We start from the raw sequence: 19,487 nt of genomic DNA, 5'->3' as shown, positions 1-19,487 counted from the left end.
GGATGTTTAGATGCCGCTTGTACCTCGAATTTTTCATGTTAAAACCCTGATCCTTTGCATCTCTACCAGCCTTTTACTTACAGCGTGTCAAAAGCAACCCGAAACTGTATCTACCCAAAAAAATAGTCAAATCGAGCTTATACAGCAGGATTTGGTTCCACTGAATTATGGTGAGTCCGTTGAGAAAACCACGTTCACAGGCACTATTCGCGCGGTCAATCAAAGCAGCTTACAATCCCAAGTCACGGCAACTGCAACTGCTGTACGTGCTGATATCGGCAATGCAGTACAGCAAGGGCAAATCTTGGTCCAGTTAAATAATCAAGATAATGAAGCGCGTTTAGCCCAAGCCAAAGCCAATTTAGCTGCAACCAAAGCACAAGCAAGTCTGGCTCAAAACATGATGCAGCGTAAACAGCGACTGTTAGCACAAGGCTTTATTTCCAGAGTTGAATTTGAGCAAAGCCAAGTCGACTATCAAGCACAATTAGAGAATGTGAAAGCACAGCAAGCCACCGTCGATATTGCACTGAAAGCTGAACAAGATGGTACTTTACGCAGTCCAATTACTGGAATCGTGACCAAACGCCAAGTTGAACTGGGTCAAACCGTTGCGGCTGGGCAAACGTTATTTGAAATTGTCGATCCAACACGTTTAGAACTTCAGGCACGTCTCCCCAGTGATCAACGGAATGCGTTACGCGTAGGACAGAAAATTGAATATCATCTGCAAGGAAATTCAGAACAACTACAAGCAACCCTGAGCCGAATCTCACCCTTAGCTGATTTAAACAGTCGTCAAATTGAATTTTATGCCACCCCGAATTCAGCATTAAATCCTCTGAGCATAGGCGCCTTTGTTGAAGGAAGTATTCTGGCAACAACCACTGTCTCTGGACAACTCATTTCACTAGATAGCATTCAAGACCTCGGACAAAAACCGTATGTCTGGGTCATCCGTCAACAAAAAATTGAGCGGGTATCCATCAATGTTCTGGAACAACGTTATAGTGAAAATGTTGCGGTGGTCGAAGGTCTTGCTACAGGAGATCAGATCAGCCGAGTCAAATTTAGTGATAGTGATATCCACAAGACTGTGACCATTCAGAAAAATAAATAAATTCAGGACCTGAAAATGTGGTTAACCCGAATCAGTGTAAAATATCCCGTGTTTACCATCATGATGATGCTGTCCTTGATGGTGCTTGGCTTAGCCTCATGGCAACGCATGAGCGTGGAAGAATTTCCTGATGTCGATTTCCCCTTTGTGGTTATTCACACCACCTACCCTGGTGCATCACCTGAAACCATTGAATCTGAAATTACCAAGAAAATGGAAGATCGGATCAACACCATTTCGGGGCTAAAACAGGTCATTTCACAATCCAGTGAGGGATTATCCACGATTATTGTGGAGTTTAATTTAGATGTCCCCTCTGCGATCGCGGCTCAAGATATTCGCGACAAAATCGCCCCAGTCACGGCTGAATTCCGAGATGAAATTCAGGATCCTGTCGTAGAACGCTATGATCCGACTGCCAGTGCCATTATGTCGATTGTGTTTGAGTCGAATACTCAATCATTACGTGAACTCAGCACCTATATCGACCAAAGGGTCGTGCCAGAATTACAAACCGTGTCTGGCGTAGGTGCGGTTAATTTATTGGGGGATAGCCAGCGTCAAATCCGTATCGTGATTGATCCGTATAAATTACAAAGCTACGGCATTGGTATCGACCAAGTCATCAACACACTTAAAAGTGAAAATATTGAAGTCCCTGGTGGAACCCTGAAGCAAGCCAATTCCGAACTTGTGGTCGAAATCAAATCCAAAGTGATTCATCCCTATGCCTTTGGCGACCTGATTGTTGCAACTAAAAATGGTGCCCCTATATTTCTAAAACAAGTGGCTACGGTTGAGGATAGTCAGGCAGAACTTGAATCTAGTGCTTTTTTAAATGGAAATCCTGCGGTTGCCGTCGATGTGCTACGTAATTCGGATTCCAACATTATTCAAGTGGTCGATGGCACATACAAAGCCCTTGCCAATATTGAAAAGCAGTTGCCTCAAGGCGTCAGTGCCAAGGTCGTAGTCGACAGTTCTCAAGGCATTCGTAGCAGTATTCGAGATGTAAGCCGTACCATTCTTGAAGGGGCGATACTGGCGGTATTGATTGTCCTGCTCTTTCTTGGTTCATTCCGCTCTACCGTTATCACCGGCATGACGCTCCCCATCTCCTTACTGGGGACATTAGCCATGATTTGGGCATTTGGTTTTAGCATCAATATGATGACTTTACTCGCCCTATCATTAAGTATTGGCTTATTGATTGATGATGCGATTGTGGTCAGGGAAAATATTGTGCGCCATGCCGATATGGGCAAAGACCATGTCTCTGCGGCCTTGGATGGCACCAAAGAAATTGGATTAGCCGTCTTAGCGACAACCCTCACGATTGTCGCAGTTTTTTTACCTGTCGCCTTTATGGGTGGGATTATTGGACGTTTCTTTTATCAATTTGGGGTGACTGTCAGTACAGCCGTGCTGATTTCCATGTTTGTAAGTTTTACACTCGACCCGATGCTCTCGGCACATTGGACAGACCAACATCAACAAAATCAAAAACCGAACCTGTTACAACGTTTTTTTGATGCGATTGCACAGCAACTCGACCGCTTAACGCAACTCTACGAATACTTATTAAAACTGGCACTCCGTTTTCGGTTGATTACGCTTGCGATCGCGATTACCTCTCTGTTTGGCGCATTAGCACTCTCTAAAATGATTGGTACTGAATTTGTGCCAACACCAGATAAAGCGCAAATTCGGATTAAATTTGAAACACCTGTGAATGCTTCATTGGAATATTCACAAGCCAAATTACTTCAAGTCGAACAGATCTTAAGACTGCATCCTGAAGTACTAGGCACCTACGGCGTGATTAATGGCGCAACAGACCGCGGTAAAAACCATGTCAGTTTGCGTGTTACAGTCACACCACGCCAACAACGTGATAAAACCCTGGTGCAACTGAATAATGAATTTCGTGATCGTCTCAAAAGCGTGGCGGGCATCAGTGTGACTTCGGTTGCCTCTGCGGATGAAAATGTTTCAGGCGGGCAAAAACCAATCATGATTTCCATTAAAGGTCCCGACTTAGCTCAACTACAAAAAATATCAGATCAATTTATGGCAGAAGTGGCTCAGGTCCAAGGCGTTGTCGATTTGGAAAGTTCGCTGAAAGAACCTAAGCCCACTTTGGCGGTACATATTAATCGTGTCCTAGCCAATGATTTAGGTTTATCTGTCAGCCAAATTGCCAATGTGGTGCGCCCTTTAATTGCGGGAGATGATGTCACTTCTTGGCAAGATGCACAGGGTGAGAGCTACGATGTGAATGTCCGCTTAGCAGAAAGTCAGCGTAGCTTACCTAGTGATCTAGGTAATTTATACATTAACTCTGCTAAACAAGATCAGTCTGGACAAAATATTTTAGTGCCACTTAGCAGTATTGCCAGCCTAGAACAAAGCTTAGGCGCCTCACAGATTAATCGACGTGATCTGGCGCGTGAGGTGTTGGTCGAAGCCAATACCGCAGGTCGTCCTGCTGGAGACATCGGCACCGATATTCAAAAAATTCAGGACAACTTTAAACTGCCTGCGGGCTATAGTTTTGATACGCAAGGTGCCAATGCCGATATGGCAGAATCCGCAGGTTATGCCTTGACCGCCATCACCCTTTCAATTGTGTTTATTTATATTGTATTGGGTTCTCAGTTTAATAGCTTTATTCATCCTGCCGCCATCATGGCTTCGCTTCCCCTCTCCTTAATAGGGGTATTTTTGGCATTGTTCTTGTTTGACTCGACCATGAATTTATTCTCCATCATCGGCATTATTATGCTGATGGGTCTGGTCACCAAAAATGCCATCCTCCTGATCGACTTTATTAAAAAAGCCATGGAATCTGGTACTAGTCGCTACGATGCAATTTTACAAGCAGGTAAAACCCGCTTACGTCCCATTCTCATGACCACCAGTGCCATGGTGATGGGCATGATTCCGCTTGCCCTTGGACTCGGTGAAGGTGGAGAACAAAGTGCGCCTATGGCACATGCGGTAATTGGCGGGGTCATTACCTCGACCCTGCTGACCTTGGTAGTGGTTCCCGTGATCTTTACTTACTTAGATGACTTTAAGAATTTTCTACTTCGTCTCAAACGGAAAATCATGTCATAATCCATGGCAGTTGAATGTGCGGTCACCACTGGGTGACTGTTTCATTTAAGATTGGATTATCCTTCACGATTAATATTAGGACAGTTTTCATGCGCGCGAGTCGCTTTTTATTTGCAACGTTAAGAGAAACCCCAAACGATGCTGAAGTCATTTCACATCAACTTATGCTCCGTGCGGGCATGATTCGTAAATTGGCTTCAGGTTTATACACTTGGCTGCCGATGGGCGTACGTGTGCTAAATAAAGTTGAAGCAATTGTGCGTGAAGAAATGAACCGTTCAGGCTCACTTGAAGTGTTTATGCCTGTGGCTCAACCTGCAAGCCTGTGGGAAGAGTCTGGTCGTTATGTACAATACGGTCCTGAATTATTACGTTTTAAAGATCGTCATGATAATCCATTTGTTTTGGGTCCTACCCACGAAGAAGTCATCACAGATTTGGCACGTAACGAATTAAAAAGTTATAAGCAATTACCAATTAACTTCTACCAAATTCAAACTAAATTCCGTGATGAAATTCGCCCACGTTTTGGCGTGATGCGTTCACGCGAATTCATTATGAAAGATGCTTATTCTTTCCATGCAGATCAAGCGTCGCTCCAAGAAACTTATGATTTGATGTATCAAACCTATTGCAACATTTTCACGCGTTTAGGGTTAGATTTCCGTCCAGTACAAGCTGATACAGGTTCGATTGGTGGTTCTGGTTCACATGAATTTCATGTTTTGGCTTCAAGCGGTGAAGACGATATCGCCTTCTCAACTGAATCTGATTATGCAGCCAATATTGAAATGGCTGAAGCAGTATTAGTCGGTGAACGTGCTGCTCCAACGCAAGCGCTCACTTTGGTCGATACGCCAAATCAAAAAACCATTGCGGATGTATCTGCATTCCTAAAATCTGATCCTGCACATTCTGTTAAAGCTTTGTTAGTACAAGGTGTAGCAGATGAAAAAGGTCAAACGCCAGTCATCGCTTTATTCTTGCGTGGTGACCACGAGCTAAATGAAATTAAAGCTGAAAAGCACCCTCTTATTGCATCGCCATTAACATTTGCAACTGACGAGCAACTGACAGCACTTGGCTTAACTGCAGGATTCTGCGGACCACAAGGTCTAGTAGAAAAAGGCGTTACTGTGATTGTTGATCGTGCCGCTTCTGTACTGTCTGACTTTGTGGCGGGTGCGAACGAAGCAGACAAACATGCAACTGGTGTAAACTGGGAACGCGATGCGCAATTCACCGAAGTTTATGACTTACGCAATGTGGTTGAAGGCGATCCATCTCCAGATGGTAAAGGTACCCTACAAATTAAACGTGGTATTGAAGTCGGTCATATCTTCCAACTCGGACAAAAATATTCAGAAGCATTAGGCTGTAAAGTATTGGGTGAAGATGGCAAACCGTTTACTGTGACTATGGGTTGCTATGGTATCGGGGTTACACGTGTTGTGGCTTCTGCAATCGAACAGAATTTTGATGAGAAAGGCATCATTTGGCCAGCAGCAATTGCACCGTTTGAAGTTGCAATTGTGCCAATGAATGCACATAAATCTCCGCGTACTTTAGAAGCCGCTGAAGCTTTATATGCAGAATTAACTGCTGCGGGTTATGACGTATTACTGGATGATCGTAATGAACGTCCAGGCGTGAAGTTCTCAGATCTTGAGTTAACAGGTATTCCACACCGTATTGTAATTGGTGAGAAAGGCTTGGATGCAGGCACTTTTGAATACAAAGGTCGTACCGATGCTGAATCTGTGAATATTTCTAAAGATGAATTATTAGCAAAAATTGCCAAGTAATTTTTATATTTAGAATAAAAAATCCCGCAACTTGCGGGATTTTTTATAGCCTTGAAATTAACAGAACTTCATGCCACCAAAGCAGTTAGAACGGAAATTCTGCCCCTGTAAGGTCAAGTTCGTCAGTGGAAAATCTAAAGTCGTAGTATTCATAGGTACATTACCAACTACCAGTGCAGAACCTCCCACACATCCTGTTAATAAGTTTCCACAATTACGCGGATTGTCAGTTAAGTCTTTATTAATTCCTGCAATGGTTTGCTTTAAAACTTCATTGGTAATCGCCACTTGTGTAGTTGGGCTTAAACTTCCCAGTTCGACTTCATCCTCCATGGCTAACCACCACCCCTGATTGGCCGCAACTGCGGCGCCAGGCCATAAGATTTTTTGTGATTGTAACGATAAAGATGCAGGGTTGTTCAGATATAAAGCATGAATTAAACCCAGATTCTGATTCACGGTAATGTCGGTTTTTAAACCTGTAATATTCCCCGTAACTTGCTTATCCAAATTTAAAAAACCCGCAACTGTAGCTTTCAATTGACCACTAAAATCAATCTGTCCAACAGTGCCACTGCCTTTTAATACGACATCTTTTAAACGCGTGCCTGAGACAACAGTTGAGTTAATCGTAAATGGGGCAGACGTTGAGGAAAGACTTAAATTGTAATTATTGGAAGTATATGAAATATCGTAACAAGGATCTAAAAATCCATCTACACAAGTGGTACCTGAACTGCTGCCTAATAATCGACCCTGTACAATACCGTTTATCGTTAACCCTGTATCTGCATACGTCATGCTACGTGCCTGAGTCACAGCTGTACCCGATGCAGTTTTGGTTTTCATATAACCACTAAACGAATTAATCCCATTCGGAGTGGCGGAGTTTTCCGTCCCTAAAGTCATTAACCCTGAAATTTTTTCTGCACTGACTCGAAATCCAACGACTTCACGGGTAGCCGCCGAATTCGGATTTTTAATCGCGAATTGTAAAAACGGGTTGGTAATTTTTGCTGAGGTGGCTGCTCGCTCATCTGAAGTATAGTTAGCGTTTGCAGGTAAACCACTTAAAGAAATATTATCAATATCGATATCACAACTACTGGCTCGAACACTGTTGTTGATGCCACCACAGCCCAACTGCAATTTATTAATATTGGCATTCAGCTCCATGACCGCTTCGAGTCCTAACTTATAAAACCCAATATTGGACTGGTTATAAGTATCCCCTTTTTGATCAGTTTGTGATGTCCCCTGTAAATACTGCAAGGTTAATAAAGCTTGACCAGAGACATTGGACAGCTCCTGATCGGAAAGGCTTTGTAATTTTTTTGCCATAACGGGCATTGCAACTGTTGCAAGTAAAATGCTCAATAATAACTTTGTCTTCATGACCAACTTTATTCCTTTCATTCTTTTTATCTTGGAGTAATGCCAAAACTGCTGCGGATATTGCCACCTGTAAATACCATTGTGCCTAGATTCTGTGCCCGATCTGCCGTTGGATAAAGATTAACATCCGCTTTTAACACCCCTGCTGCCTGATTAGACGGATTTAAACGGATGTTATTGTTAAATTTCACCTGATCTTTTTCGACCAAAATTTTCGCATTCAAATCTAGTTCACCTTGAATACGGTCAAATCCAATGGTTGCATTGTCTTGGACATTGGTGAGGTGCAGGTAGTTTTTATTGGTGGTTGTATCTGAAGCATTCAGCTTAATATTGCCTTGAATTGCTAAATGATTATCTGCTGCTGTGCCAGGTAAGATCATCAATTGCGCAGAAGAGTCCAAACGCAGTGCGAGCCCAAACAACACATCATTGGTATTGGTAAAACTATTTGCAGGTACAAAACAACTGAGATTAGATGTTGCAGCCGTCGCGCAACCTGCGGCTTCATAACGGCTACCCGGTAGCTGTCCCAAGGCTATTTCTGCTCCCATTGCAATGACTAACCGCGGCAAGTCCAGCTTGATTCCCGCTTGCTCCATGGCCAACACACCTTGAGTATCCATGAAAAAATCAATATTGCGCAGCCCCGTGTAATAGTTCACTTCTTCAGCGGTATGAAAACTATTCGGTGCGCCATCTATCAGGATAATCGACGTTGTTTTTGAACCTGCGGTGTCTCGACCTTGAGTTGACATGGTTAAACCAAAACCGATTGCTTCAGCATTATTTGCACCATAGGTGGTGCCATAAATACCTAGATTTGCATTCAAGTTATATATGGGAATCCCCAAACCCCATGTCGCACTTTGGCTGGTAATTTGATGACTTGCATCATTACTATTATTGGCAATAAATTTCGCATTTCGCGCGATGGCTTGGAAATCCATACCACGTACCGCAATGGCCACGGCATTCTGCGCATTATTACTTAAGTTATAACGATCAATGCCAGCTTGCTTCCCCAGTAATTTGGCAATGTTCTGCCCAATTTCAAATTCCAATGATTTGGTTTGCACGGCATTGATATAAATGTCGCCAAAATTAATATAAGCCAAACTATTGTTGTCGACTAAACTGGAGCCACTTTGAGTCCGAATTTGTAGCGGCGTTAAATTACCAAATTCTATCGCATAAGAATTTTTACCCGTATGTCCAAGCTCGAATTTGGTTCCTTCAGCCGTCAAGACTCCCGAAGTGTTTTTTTCATCACGGGTAAAACTGGTTTTCACATTAACGTGCAGACCTGTTGAACCCGCCATTTGAGTACTAGAAATAGATGAATCTTCCGCACCACCTAAATTGGTTCGATCTGCATTTACTGCAATTTCTGCATCGCGTAAACGCCCAGAAGCACCTAAACGAATAATGGCGTTGAGCTGATCCGTATTGTCATTGGCGGTATAAGATTTGGCATCACTGCCGACATTGGTTTTATATCTAAGATCGATATTAAAACCAGGTCGGGTTTTACCCGGATTATCCAAATCTTGGACTCGCTCCAATACCACTTCATTGATACTACTGTCCGTGGCATTAGGAGAGCTTGTTGAAAGTACCATGCCTTTATTGGCATCTAAGTATAAATAACCTGTTCCTTTAAAATTAAAATTAAAATCTTTTAAAATAAATTGGTTATATTCACTAGCATTTTTGAGTGTATGGAAAATATTGGCATTTTGCAGACCAAACTCAAGGTAGGCTTTGTCTTTAGAATTGAATAGCCCACTTCTGGTTTCCAAAACAAAATTCATCGGTGCGCGATTTTGGAGTGTAAAAGCCCCTAATGTATTCTGACTGGAACAATCCGCTCCACGTGAAGCATCACCACATACCGCAACTTTGCCTATATGAATATTGGCTGGATTAACCACTGCGTCTAAACGAATTCCTGTCTGGTTGGCATTGGTACCTACATCCAGCTTAACGCTTCCTCCAATCTTATTGTTGTCAATTTTATTGACCTCAATATTATTTAAAGAAAGGTTTAAATTTCCAGATGTCCCATTGGCAAAATTAGTATTGTCTTTCCAATTTAGTTGATCAATCGTCACTCGGTCTGTTTCATAGGTCAGGCTGATACCATCCTGTCCAGACACTTTACGCAAACTTTGGTCTGAAAGTGCTTCTAAAGCCAATGCTTGCTGTGTCCATACAATACTTGAAGCCAATACACTGAGTTTTATAATTTTATTTGTACTCATTCACCATTCCTTGTGTGATTGAATTAACAACGTGACGTCGAAGAAGAATTACAGCTAAAAAACTTCATGGTTCCAGACAAGGCTAGATTGCCGTGCATATTTAAACCAGTGAATCCTGTTTCTAATCCACGGTCAAATACCGACTCATGTGTCGAACTATATGTGGTTTGCTTTAAATATCCTTTTTGTGCATCGCTACTACCCGTGTCCTTTTCAATCGCGAGTGCTTCAAAACCAAAATTCCGAATCTGAATTGGATAGCCATCTAAAAATGTCAGTTTCATTGCAGTTTTATAGCCTGCACTGGTGGTCACTGTCGTACCATCCAATTGAAATTTATCAATTGCGACCGTCCCTTGTATTTTTTTAAATACCAGCCAATATAAATTGCCACTCGCATCTTTTCGATTACTGACATTAAAGGCTAATCGACAAAATTCATTACTCGCACCATTACAAGAATACTCATAAGGTACCTCGCTTACATTGGTAGGCAATTGATGATTCAGTGAAAATGACCAACTCAAGTCAGCGCCACCTTGCCCACGTACATCCGACAATTGTGTGCTATCTAGCTCGGCTAAACCCGCCCAACTCAAAGAAGAACTTAAGCACAGGACAGCAAGAAAAAACCGCTTCATCTATTTCCCCTTATAGCCCAGTAGTCGTGATTTTTAAATGTTGAATCAAAACCCCATCAATGGCGGCAGAACCTAAATTGGTTTTAGTCCCTGTGGGTGTTACAAAACTCACCCCAACCGCATTGTTGCTGGTATCAGCTTTTAAAAATTTATTGTTATTGGTAAAGCCAACTGTACCAATGGAAATACTACTGTGGGTTGCAGTATTGCCCTGATAGCTTTGCCCCATGCTAATTGCATCTCCACAATATTGAACGTTACAAGTCGAACCCTTATAAGCTGAAGTTGTACCACTAGCTAAGGCGGTGTAATCCGTGTAAATCTGTTGATAGACATTGGCTTTATTCGGAATGCGGGTCAATTCAATCACAAAATTCTGACCATCTGCCGCAGTATCCACAATGAGGGGTTGATAAATACTGCCCAATACCAGATTTATATTCGGGCTATATAAATACACTCCATCATTGGCATTAAAGTTAGGAGCGGCGGTTTTAGAAATGGCTGGGGTTGTTAAATCATTGCTGATATCAGTGGTTAAGGATTCTGCCGTACTGATGCGTAAAGCTTTAGAGGTGTCTTCAGTTGCTGCTGATGGATTATCATTGGTATTCAAGCGAATCAATGCTGCTAAACCCAGAGTATTATTATAAGAGGTTGGCAATGAAGAACTGGCTGCGCCTCCCAAGGTTTGAAACAGTTTCAGATTTGATCCGTTTAGCGACAGTCCGTTTGCCACCAGTTGTAAGCGTAGACGCTGATCTAAACCATTTAAATTGGCTGGTGCACCATTTTTAGCATCTACAGGCGCAGCAACCAAAGGATTCCGTGCAAAGAAATCCCCCCATAAACCTAATTTAATATTGTTATCAGTCGCTGTATTGGCTACACCATCTAATACATAAGGTGCTTCTAAGGATAAATAACTAAAGTCTTGTGCAACCCCAGCAAAGTCATACACCACACGATTGGCAGTTGTGCTGATTGATTTCACACTAAATACCCAAGGATTGGTTTCTTGTCCCCAGTTAAAGCCAAGGTTACTAAAGCGAGAATTTAGATTGTTGTCTGATGCAGATAAGGCTAAACCATACAAAAACACATCTGCCTTTTTAGCACCTGCTGTTTTAGCGGTCTCTGAAAGTGGACCTACAGGAATAAAGCGGATAAAGCCCGTATCATAATTTCGGTTCGCTAAACGACTTTGATTCTGTGCAGCCGTCAGACCATCTTCCGCAGTTTGAAATACCATTTTGAAATTTTCAGGTAGAATGGCAATCCCTTCACCTGTCGAATTACTTAAAGCTTGATCTGAGAGTGCTTCTAAAGCAAAACTATATGTACAACAAAGACTCAGCATGCTCGTGAGCATTGTTCTACGCAAAATTGTCGTATGCCGATCCGTCATCGCGACCTTCCTTGTTATTTGATGCTCCGCATCATTATTTTGTTCATCCTAGACTTGGTTATGCTTTGTTTTACTGTCAAATGTGACCCCTGAGGGATACATTTCACCAAGACATTTTTAGTCCTCATTATGCTGAATAATTACACGATTGCAAAAAAAACTCGGAAAATGTCCGCATTTTCCGATGAATGAAGCATTGATAAATATCGTGCTGAATGCTTATTTCAGAAAATAAAAAAACCTATTTGTCTGCACAAATAGGTTTTTGGGGTGCTCCAAAATCGAAGTAAAAATTAAGCCTTCGGTAAAGTTACACCTGTTTGACCTTGGTACTTACCACCACGGTCTTTATAAGAAGTTTCACATACTTCATCGCTTTCAAAGAACAGCATTTGTGCGACACCTTCACCCGCATAAATACGTGCAGGCAAATTCGTGGTATTAGAAAACTCCAGTGTCACGTGACCTTCCCATTCAGGTTCCAATGGTGTCACATTTACAATAATACCGCAGCGTGCATAAGTCGATTTACCTAAGCATACCGTGAGGACATTACGCGGAATACGGAAATACTCGACTGTACGCGCTAAGGCAAAAGAGTTTGGCGGAATGATACAAACATCCGACTCGATATCAATAAAGCTTTTTTCATCGAAATGTTTTGGATCTACAATTGCAGAGTGAACATTGGTGAACACTTTAAATTCACGTGCACAGCGAACGTCGTAACCATAACTCGATACGCCATAAGAAATGAGCTTTTCGCCATGCTCATCAAAACGCACCTGATTCTCAGCATACGGTTCAATCATGCCGTGTTTTTCGCTCATTTCGCGAATCCAACGATCAGACTTAATAGCCATTCTTTTATTTCCAAAACTTGAATCAATTCTTGCGCTGTACTTTAACTTAATTCAGCCTTAATGGAAATACGAACGCCCCTGAACACATCATCTTTGCAGATGTGGCTAGGACAATGACAGCGGCATAATTACAGACTCAGAAGTGCAGAATAACTGAGAGGAATAGAAAAACTCACCAAAACAATCGAGGCGGTTTTTTGTAGATTGGACTTGGTCAACCAGCGTACTCGATTGGTTGCCAAAATAGAGCCAATAAAAGTCCAGAAAAAAGCAATCGGAACCAGCAGAATGAGAAAAACCAGCATATGTGCTACATAAGTATCTGCTCTAACCCAAACAATGGCTGGGAAAATAGCCGATGCAAAAAGCAAAGCTTTGGGATTTAACAATGTTGCAAGGAACAGCTCACGCGCACGGATGCTCGGCTGCGTAAAGCTTTCTTCAACATCCGCAGTTTTCCAAAGCTTAATTGCCAGAAATAAAATATAAGCGGCACTAAACAGTTTAAGCAAGGTTGGAATTAATGGGTAATGCCGAGAAACCGTGCCTATAACGACACCCCAAACGGTAATCGAGATGAGATAGCCAAAGGCTTCGGCAGGAATAAGACGAAAAGATTTGCGAATGCCAACTTGAATGCCAGATGATGCAAGCAGCGTATTGGTTGGACCAGGGGTTAATAATAGCGAAACCACCAATCCTATAAAGAACAATGAAACCATACGCTCACCTCACATTTGAGTGAATGCAGCCTAGTTCAATTGATTCAATATAGCAAAAAAATTGTTGTAAAGGAAAACCGCTATCCAACTAGAATTTAAACATTAAATATTTATAAATCAGGTCATTAACATGAGAGTGCAGCACAAAACCTCAAAGTCATTCTGTAAGAATATATTTCACTTTTAACTTGATATTTGTGTTTTAAATCTCATTAAATATAAGGTAGATGCATGAATAAACGTTTTTTAAGTTTATTTTCAGTTTGAAGGGTGAAACTTCTGCATATTTCCTTACAGCTGTTAAGGGAATTGAACTATCGTTTCACCCCTAAATCATGCACAATACCCTGTCCTGAAAAGCTGATTTCGCATGGCAAAGAAATTTTTCCAATCTTGGCTTCCCTCTCCCGAAAAAGTCAACCAACTCAAATTTATGCGGATTTTTGGTCAACGCACCTTAAATCCAGTGCTTTGGTACGTCAATCGAAAATCTATTTCTCATGCGGTCTTTATTGGAACGTTCTGGGGCATTTTGCCTGTGCCTTTTCACAGTGTCTTTATTGTTCTGACCGTTTTACTGATTGAAGTCAATTTACCGCTCAGTTTGACGCTGGCATGGTTGTCTAATCCGCTCACCGTTGTACCAATTCTATATCTAGGCTTTTGGTTAGGCAGTAAAATCTTCCAAGTCAATATGATTGATAAAGATATGATTTTAGGCGTATTACATCAAATTTTGAACTGGATTAAAAATTTTGGGCATGGACATATCGACCTGCATCTTGCCAAAATTTTAGTGACTGGGCTCGTGCTTGAAGCGTTATTGGCGGCACTGCTTCTGTATATTAGTACGCGCATCATTTGGCGCTGGACAGTCCTGCGTAAATGGCATAAACGTGAAGTAAAATTTCTACATGAACCTGCTGAATGAATGAAGTCCGCCTAACTAAATCCTCCTTAATTCTCATCTTATTCATTCCATTCGATACTCATTAATGCCTCTGTGCTTTCTGTTGCAATTTTCACCCTCCAAAAGTTGTATACAATTCATACAAAAACATTTGCTTATCCCCTGTGCATACAGTATCTATATAGGGTGTAAATACATTTACCACTTAGAAATAACTAGAAGTCTTACAAGAATAGTGCACGGAGTGTCACATGAAAAAATGGATGAAAGTTGCAGGATTGACTGTGGCTGTAGCAGCCTTGGGTGCTTGTTCCAACGACAACGGTAAACCGCAAAGTAATGATCAAGCTGCATCACAACAAGCAGCAACTGATACCCTACAAACCAAATTTGTCAGTATTGCCACTGGTGGTGCATCTGGTCCTTATAATGTCATTGGCACCAGCTTGGCAGAGATTTACCATAAAACCTACGGCGTAAATTCCAAAACCCAAACCACAGGAGCTTCGGTCGAAAACCTGAATCTGTTAAAGCAGAATAAAGTCGAAATGGCATTTGTCATGAGTGACAGTCTGACCGAAGCTATTCAGGGTACAGGCAGCTTCAAAGAAAAAATCTCCAATGTGCAGCAGATTGCCGCACTGTATCCGAACTACGTACAAATTGTTGCCTCAAAAAAATCAGGCATTCAAAAACTTGAAGACCTAAAAGGCAAACGCATTGCAGTTGGTGCACAAAACTCTGGCGTGGAAGTGAATGCCCGCACCTTACTCAATGGTTTTGGCATTACCTATAACGACGTGAAAGTGGATTATTTGGGCTACGCTGAAGCCGCAGATGCTTTAAAAGGTGGAAAAATTGATGCTGCATTCTTAACCAGTGGTATTCCGAACTCCTCTCTGATGGAATTACAGCAAGGCTTTGACCTGCAACTGGTCAGCATTGATCCGAACAAAGTAAAAGAAATTGCCAAAAACCAGAGCTATTTCTTATCTAAAGTGATTCCGAAAGGCACTTATGGCAATGCCGAAGACATTCCAACCGCAGCCATTATGAATGCCTTAGTGGTTCGTTCTGATGTATCAGAAGATGATGGCTACAAACTCACTAAAACTTTCTTTGATAGCTTACCGACCTTAGCCAATTCACATCAGGCTGCCACAGAAATTAGTTTAGAAACTGCACAACAAGGTTTAGTCGCACCATTACATCCTGGAGCAAAAAAATACTACGATGAAGTGGCTGCTACGAAAAAATAATCGAGCCATCACAAGTGTCATTATTTTGGTGCTTGTGACTCTTGCGGGATTAGGGCTAACGTACATTTTTCCAGTCATTACAACCGTTGTTACCCTGCCCGCTTCCGCTCGAGAATGTGTCATTCCCGCCGAGTCATTTCAACTAAAATGGCTGCATTCAGTGGAAAAAACACCTTGGTCTGAGCATTACCAACGTGCATCACAGGGTTTTATACTGACGGATACCGAACTGGTATCCTTTGGTGCAGGTACCCCCTCAACAGCCCCAGTATTATCCCAAGAAAATGAGCATGTTCGCTTGCAAGTGAATACATTCATAAAAGAAATTAATTGGATGGTTTCACGTAATATGCAGGGTCAAATAATCTTTGATCGACACCAATGGACGGTGTCGGAACAGCTACCAGACTACAGTTTGGTCAAAATTACTGTTCAACATATCCCAATCTGGAAAGTTTGGACCTTAGGAGTATGTCAATGAAAGATGCCGAAGAAAAAATAACGCTTGAACAATTAGATCCAGAAAAACAACAAGCACTTCTAGAGCAATTTGACCGCGAGTCCGTCACCCGAACTCCTATAAATAAATCAATCCGCTGGTTTATTGCAGTACTCGCGATTTGCTATTCCTTATTTCATATCTTTATTACCTTCAATCCTTTGCCCGAACTGATTCAACGTTCCGCCCATGTCGCCATTGGTTTGGCTTTAATTTTTCTACTATATCCAGCTCGTCAAAAAGGGAGCCGTCAGCATGTGGCGTGGATGGATTGGATTTTAATGCTCGCATCCGTAGCCTCCTTTTTTTATTTATGGAAAGAATATCAAGAGATTATGACCACGCGCGGGGGGATTCCAAATCAACTGGATATTGTCTTTGCCATTATGACCGTCTTTTTGGTGATTGAAGCGACAAGACGGGTGATGGGTTGGATGCTCCCAATTTTAGGGCTGATTTTCTTAGCCTACCCATTTGTCAGTCATCTGGACTGGATGCCTGACCGCTTGCTTACTCGCCCTTACAGCATCAGTGATATTTTTGGGCAAATGTATTTAAAAACCGAGGGCTTATATTCATCTGCGATTGGCGCATCGGTTACTTTTATCTTCTTATTTATTCTGTTTGGGGCATTTTTAGCAAAATCAGGGATGGGCAAACTGTTCAATGATCTGGCAATGGCGCTGGCTGGACACAAACAAGGCGGTCCTGCCAAAGTCGCGGTCATTTCCAGTGGTTTTATGGGCAGTATTAATGGCACCGCTGTCGCCAATGTTGTGGGAACAGGTTCGTTCACTATTCCCCTGATGAAGAAAATTGGATATCACAAAAACTTTGCAGGAGCCGTCGAAGCCAGTGCATCTGTCGGTGGACAAATTTTACCGCCAGTCATGGGTGCCAGTGCGTTTATCATGGCTGAAACAACGGGTGTCAGTTATGGCACGATTGCTTTAGCGGGTGCTTTACCTGCGCTGCTCTATTACTTAGGTGTAATGGCACAAGTTCATTTTCGTGCAGGTAAAGATCATCTACGTGGTGTACCGAAAGCAGATCTGCCTAAAGTCAAAGATGTCTTAAAAGAACGTGGGCATTTGCTGATTCCCATTATTGCCTTGGTCATTTTTTTATTTCAGTCCATTCCCGTCAGTTATGCAGCGGTCTATACCATTTTCCTGACCATCATTATTGCAGCATGCCGAAAAACAACCCGTATGAGCTTTCAGGATATTTTGGATGCACTGGTTGATGGTGCCAAACAATCACTCTCCGTTATGGCAGCCTGTGCGCTCGTGGGGATTATTATTGGTGTGGTGAGTTTAACCAGTTTTGGTACGGTGATGACCTCCTCCATTATGAGCATTGGTGCAGGGAGCTTATTCCTAACCTTATTTTTCACCATGATTGCTTCGATGATTTTGGGCATGGGCTTACCTTCCATTCCTGCCTATATTATTACCGCAACCATGGCAGCACCTGCTTTAGCCAATTTTGATATTCCAACCTTGGTGGCACATATGTTTGTGTTCTACTTTGGGTTGTTTGCCAATATTACCCCTCCCGTGGCGCTAGCTGCGTTTGCAGGCGCAGGTATTGCTGGTGGTGATCCGATGCGGACGGGTTTTCAGGCACTTAAACTATCTTTGGCAGGATTTATCGTGCCTTTCTTATTTGTCTATAACCCTGCCATGCTGATGATTGATACCACGAGTGTGGCAGTGAATGCACGTGAGTTTGCCTTACCTGCATGGAGTACCGTTATCAGTATTTTCCTGACTTCCATTATAGGGATTTTGGCTTTAGGGGCTGCGGTGGAAGGTTATTTTAAAACTGAACTAAATTGGTTTTGGCGACTGTTTATGGGTGCAGGCGCTTTACTTATGATTGTGCCTGAAACCATGACCGATATTATTGGGACTGCAATGGTCATTGTTGCGGTTGTCATGAACGTCTTGCAGGCACGTAAAAAAGGCACGCCACACCAACAACTTTCTTAGTGACTTTGTCGCATGCGTACTTCTACACGCATAAAAAAACGCTCGTCATCGAGCGTTTTTTTATTTTTCTTCAAAGGCTAAATGGCATTAAAAAATACGATTTTTCTCTTTTTCTGCTTTCGTTAATTTTGCCGCAATTTTTTCAGCAATGGCTAAATAGCTTTCCGCAGCAGCATCTCCTGCAATCACTGACGGCTGACCTGCATCTGCATTTTCACGAATTTTTGCATCTAAAGGTAAACGACCTAAAAGCGGAATGTGATATTGCTCAGACAATTTATCACCACCACCAGTACCAAAAATTTGTTCTTCAAATCCGCAATTCGAGCAAATATGGGTCGACATGTTTTCAATCACCCCCATCACTGGAATCTGCACGCGGTTAAACAGTTCAATCCCTTTGGTTGCATCCATGAGTGCCACGTTTTGTGGTGTGGTGACAATCACCGCACCTGTCACTGGAATACGCTGTGCAAGGGTTAATTGAATATCCCCTGTACCCGGTGGCATATCAATCACCAAGACATCCAAATCTGGCCATAAGGTTTGATTGAACAATTGCATGAGCGCACCCGTGGCTTTTGGACCACGCCATGCTACAGGCGTATTATGATCGCCAGTCAAATGACCGATTGATAGTACAGCAAGACCATAAGCATCGAGTGGGACAAAGTTTTCCGCCTCGATCATTGGGGTTTTACCCGCATTGCCCAACATGGTTGGAATACTTGGACCATAAATGTCGGCATCTAATACACCAACTTTCAATCCCAATTGTTGTAATGCCAACGCTAGATTCACCGTGGTCGTCGATTTACCAACCCCACCTTTGCCCGAAGACACCAAAATCACATTTTGAATTCGTGGGTGTTTAGGCACATCACGTTGTTGTGGTGCAGCCTTGGCAATTGGTGGATTATTCGGATCTGTTTCTGTTTCAGTCTGAGCTGGGGCAGCAGCATCCATCACTGGAGGTAAATTACTTTTTTCATTTTTGGCAGGCGTAGAACAACTCTCACCTTGGGCATGGTCATGTCCACAACCGCCCGCCTTGTGTCCTGTTTTTTGCTGAATCACATGCATGTTCAGTTCCTGAATGCCACACTTCTCTAGGGCATCCGCCAAATCATCATGGATTTGCTGTAAATGATCGGCTTCTTCAGGATAGGTATTAATTGTGATTTGTAAGACTCGACCTTGCACATTAATTTGTGAAATACGGTCTTTTAATGCGTGAGTTGAATTCGGCAAAATGTACTGCTGTAAAACCTGCTGGATTTCTTCTTCCTTCACCTCCTGCGCAGGTGAAAAAACAGATTTAAGTGAAGAAAGCCACGACATACATTTACTCCAAGTCTGGATATACAGCTGAATGGCATAGTTTAACGGTTATTTTCAATCAGGTTAAGCGTTGTACTGCGTTGCTGTTTAAATCAGGCAATAAAAACCGAGTAAATTTGTCAGATTTTAAGCAAAAAGCAATCTGG

General features: G+C 42.3%; 14 protein-coding genes. 7 read left to right on the top strand and 7 right to left on the bottom strand.

Annotated features, from left to right (window positions below; all coding sequences use genetic code 11):
* Positions 1-10: 10 nt before the first annotated feature.
* The 3 genes from MKI85_RS11645 to MKI85_RS11635 all read left to right on the top strand — a co-directional run bounded on the left by MKI85_RS11645 (position 11) and on the right by MKI85_RS11635 (position 6,045).
* A complete protein-coding gene (locus MKI85_RS11645; RefSeq protein WP_241627897.1) occupies positions 11-1,120 on the top strand; it encodes an efflux RND transporter periplasmic adaptor subunit in 1,110 nt (369 codons plus the stop codon).
* A gap of 15 nt (positions 1,121-1,135) precedes the next feature.
* Entirely contained in the window at positions 1,136-4,240 is a 3,105-nt protein-coding gene (locus tag MKI85_RS11640) for an efflux RND transporter permease subunit (protein WP_241627896.1), read from the top strand.
* 89 nt (positions 4,241-4,329) lie between these two features.
* Positions 4,330-6,045, top strand: coding sequence for a proline--tRNA ligase (locus MKI85_RS11635; protein WP_241627895.1), 1,716 nt, complete (start codon positions 4,330-4,332; stop codon positions 6,043-6,045).
* Between the two features lie 57 nt (positions 6,046-6,102).
* On the opposite strand, the gene MKI85_RS11630 is transcribed toward MKI85_RS11635, so the two are convergent.
* From MKI85_RS11630 to MKI85_RS11605, 6 genes are all read right to left on the bottom strand, one after another.
* The gene (locus MKI85_RS11630; RefSeq protein WP_241627894.1) at positions 6,103-7,440 is read right to left on the bottom strand and encodes a hypothetical protein; all 1,338 of its coding nucleotides are present in this window, start codon (positions 7,438-7,440) and stop codon (positions 6,103-6,105) included.
* A gap of 26 nt (positions 7,441-7,466) precedes the next feature.
* A complete protein-coding gene (locus tag MKI85_RS11625) occupies positions 7,467-9,704 on the bottom strand; it encodes a DUF6160 family protein (RefSeq protein WP_241627893.1) in 2,238 nt (745 codons plus the stop codon).
* Positions 9,705-9,727: 23 nt separating this feature from the next.
* Positions 9,728-10,345 carry a hypothetical protein gene (locus MKI85_RS11620; RefSeq protein WP_241627892.1) on the bottom strand — a complete coding sequence of 206 codons (618 nt, stop codon included), beginning with the start codon at positions 10,343-10,345 and terminating at the stop codon, positions 9,728-9,730.
* A gap of 10 nt (positions 10,346-10,355) precedes the next feature.
* Positions 10,356-11,753, bottom strand: coding sequence for a hypothetical protein (locus MKI85_RS11615; RefSeq protein ID WP_241627891.1), 1,398 nt, complete (start codon positions 11,751-11,753; stop codon positions 10,356-10,358).
* Between the two features lie 293 nt (positions 11,754-12,046).
* Positions 12,047-12,616: a dCTP deaminase gene (gene dcd / locus MKI85_RS11610; RefSeq protein ID WP_241627890.1), complete on the bottom strand. Its 570-nt coding sequence runs from the start codon at positions 12,614-12,616 to the stop codon at positions 12,047-12,049.
* Between the two features lie 128 nt (positions 12,617-12,744).
* The gene (locus tag MKI85_RS11605; protein ID WP_241627889.1) at positions 12,745-13,338 is read right to left on the bottom strand and encodes a LysE family translocator; all 594 of its coding nucleotides are present in this window, start codon (positions 13,336-13,338) and stop codon (positions 12,745-12,747) included.
* A 370-nt stretch (positions 13,339-13,708) separates the two neighbouring features.
* Here MKI85_RS11605 and MKI85_RS11600 point away from each other — a divergent pair, with 370 nt between their 5' ends.
* The 4 genes from MKI85_RS11600 (at position 13,709) to MKI85_RS11585 (ending at position 18,000) form a co-directional block, all read left to right on the top strand.
* Complete coding sequence (locus MKI85_RS11600) at positions 13,709-14,269, top strand: DUF2062 domain-containing protein (RefSeq protein WP_241627888.1); 561 nt, start codon at positions 13,709-13,711, stop codon at positions 14,267-14,269.
* 230 nt (positions 14,270-14,499) lie between these two features.
* On the top strand, positions 14,500-15,507 hold the full coding sequence (locus MKI85_RS11595) for a TAXI family TRAP transporter solute-binding subunit (protein ID WP_241627887.1): 1,008 nt from the start codon (positions 14,500-14,502) through the stop codon (positions 15,505-15,507).
* Positions 15,482-15,988 (top strand): DUF1850 domain-containing protein, encoded by a 507-nt coding sequence (locus MKI85_RS11590; RefSeq protein ID WP_241627886.1) that lies wholly within the window; start codon positions 15,482-15,484, stop codon positions 15,986-15,988. Before MKI85_RS11595 ends, MKI85_RS11590 begins: the two co-directional genes overlap by 26 nt.
* Positions 15,985-18,000: a TRAP transporter permease gene (locus MKI85_RS11585; RefSeq protein ID WP_241627885.1), complete on the top strand. Its 2,016-nt coding sequence runs from the start codon at positions 15,985-15,987 to the stop codon at positions 17,998-18,000. The genes MKI85_RS11590 and MKI85_RS11585 overlap by 4 nt, the downstream gene beginning before the upstream one ends.
* 87 nt (positions 18,001-18,087) lie before the next feature.
* Here MKI85_RS11585 and apbC read toward each other — a convergent pair whose 3' ends face one another.
* Positions 18,088-19,341: an iron-sulfur cluster carrier protein ApbC gene (apbC, locus tag MKI85_RS11580; RefSeq protein ID WP_241627884.1), complete on the bottom strand. Its 1,254-nt coding sequence runs from the start codon at positions 19,339-19,341 to the stop codon at positions 18,088-18,090.
* Positions 19,342-19,487: the final 146 nt, after the last annotated feature.

The sequence above is a fragment of the Acinetobacter zhairuonensis genome (assembly GCF_022601715.1).
GTDB lineage: Bacteria > Pseudomonadota > Gammaproteobacteria > Pseudomonadales > Moraxellaceae > Acinetobacter.
Note: the sequence above shows the minus strand (reverse complement) of the source record. Positions and strands in the feature narration are given on the sequence as shown.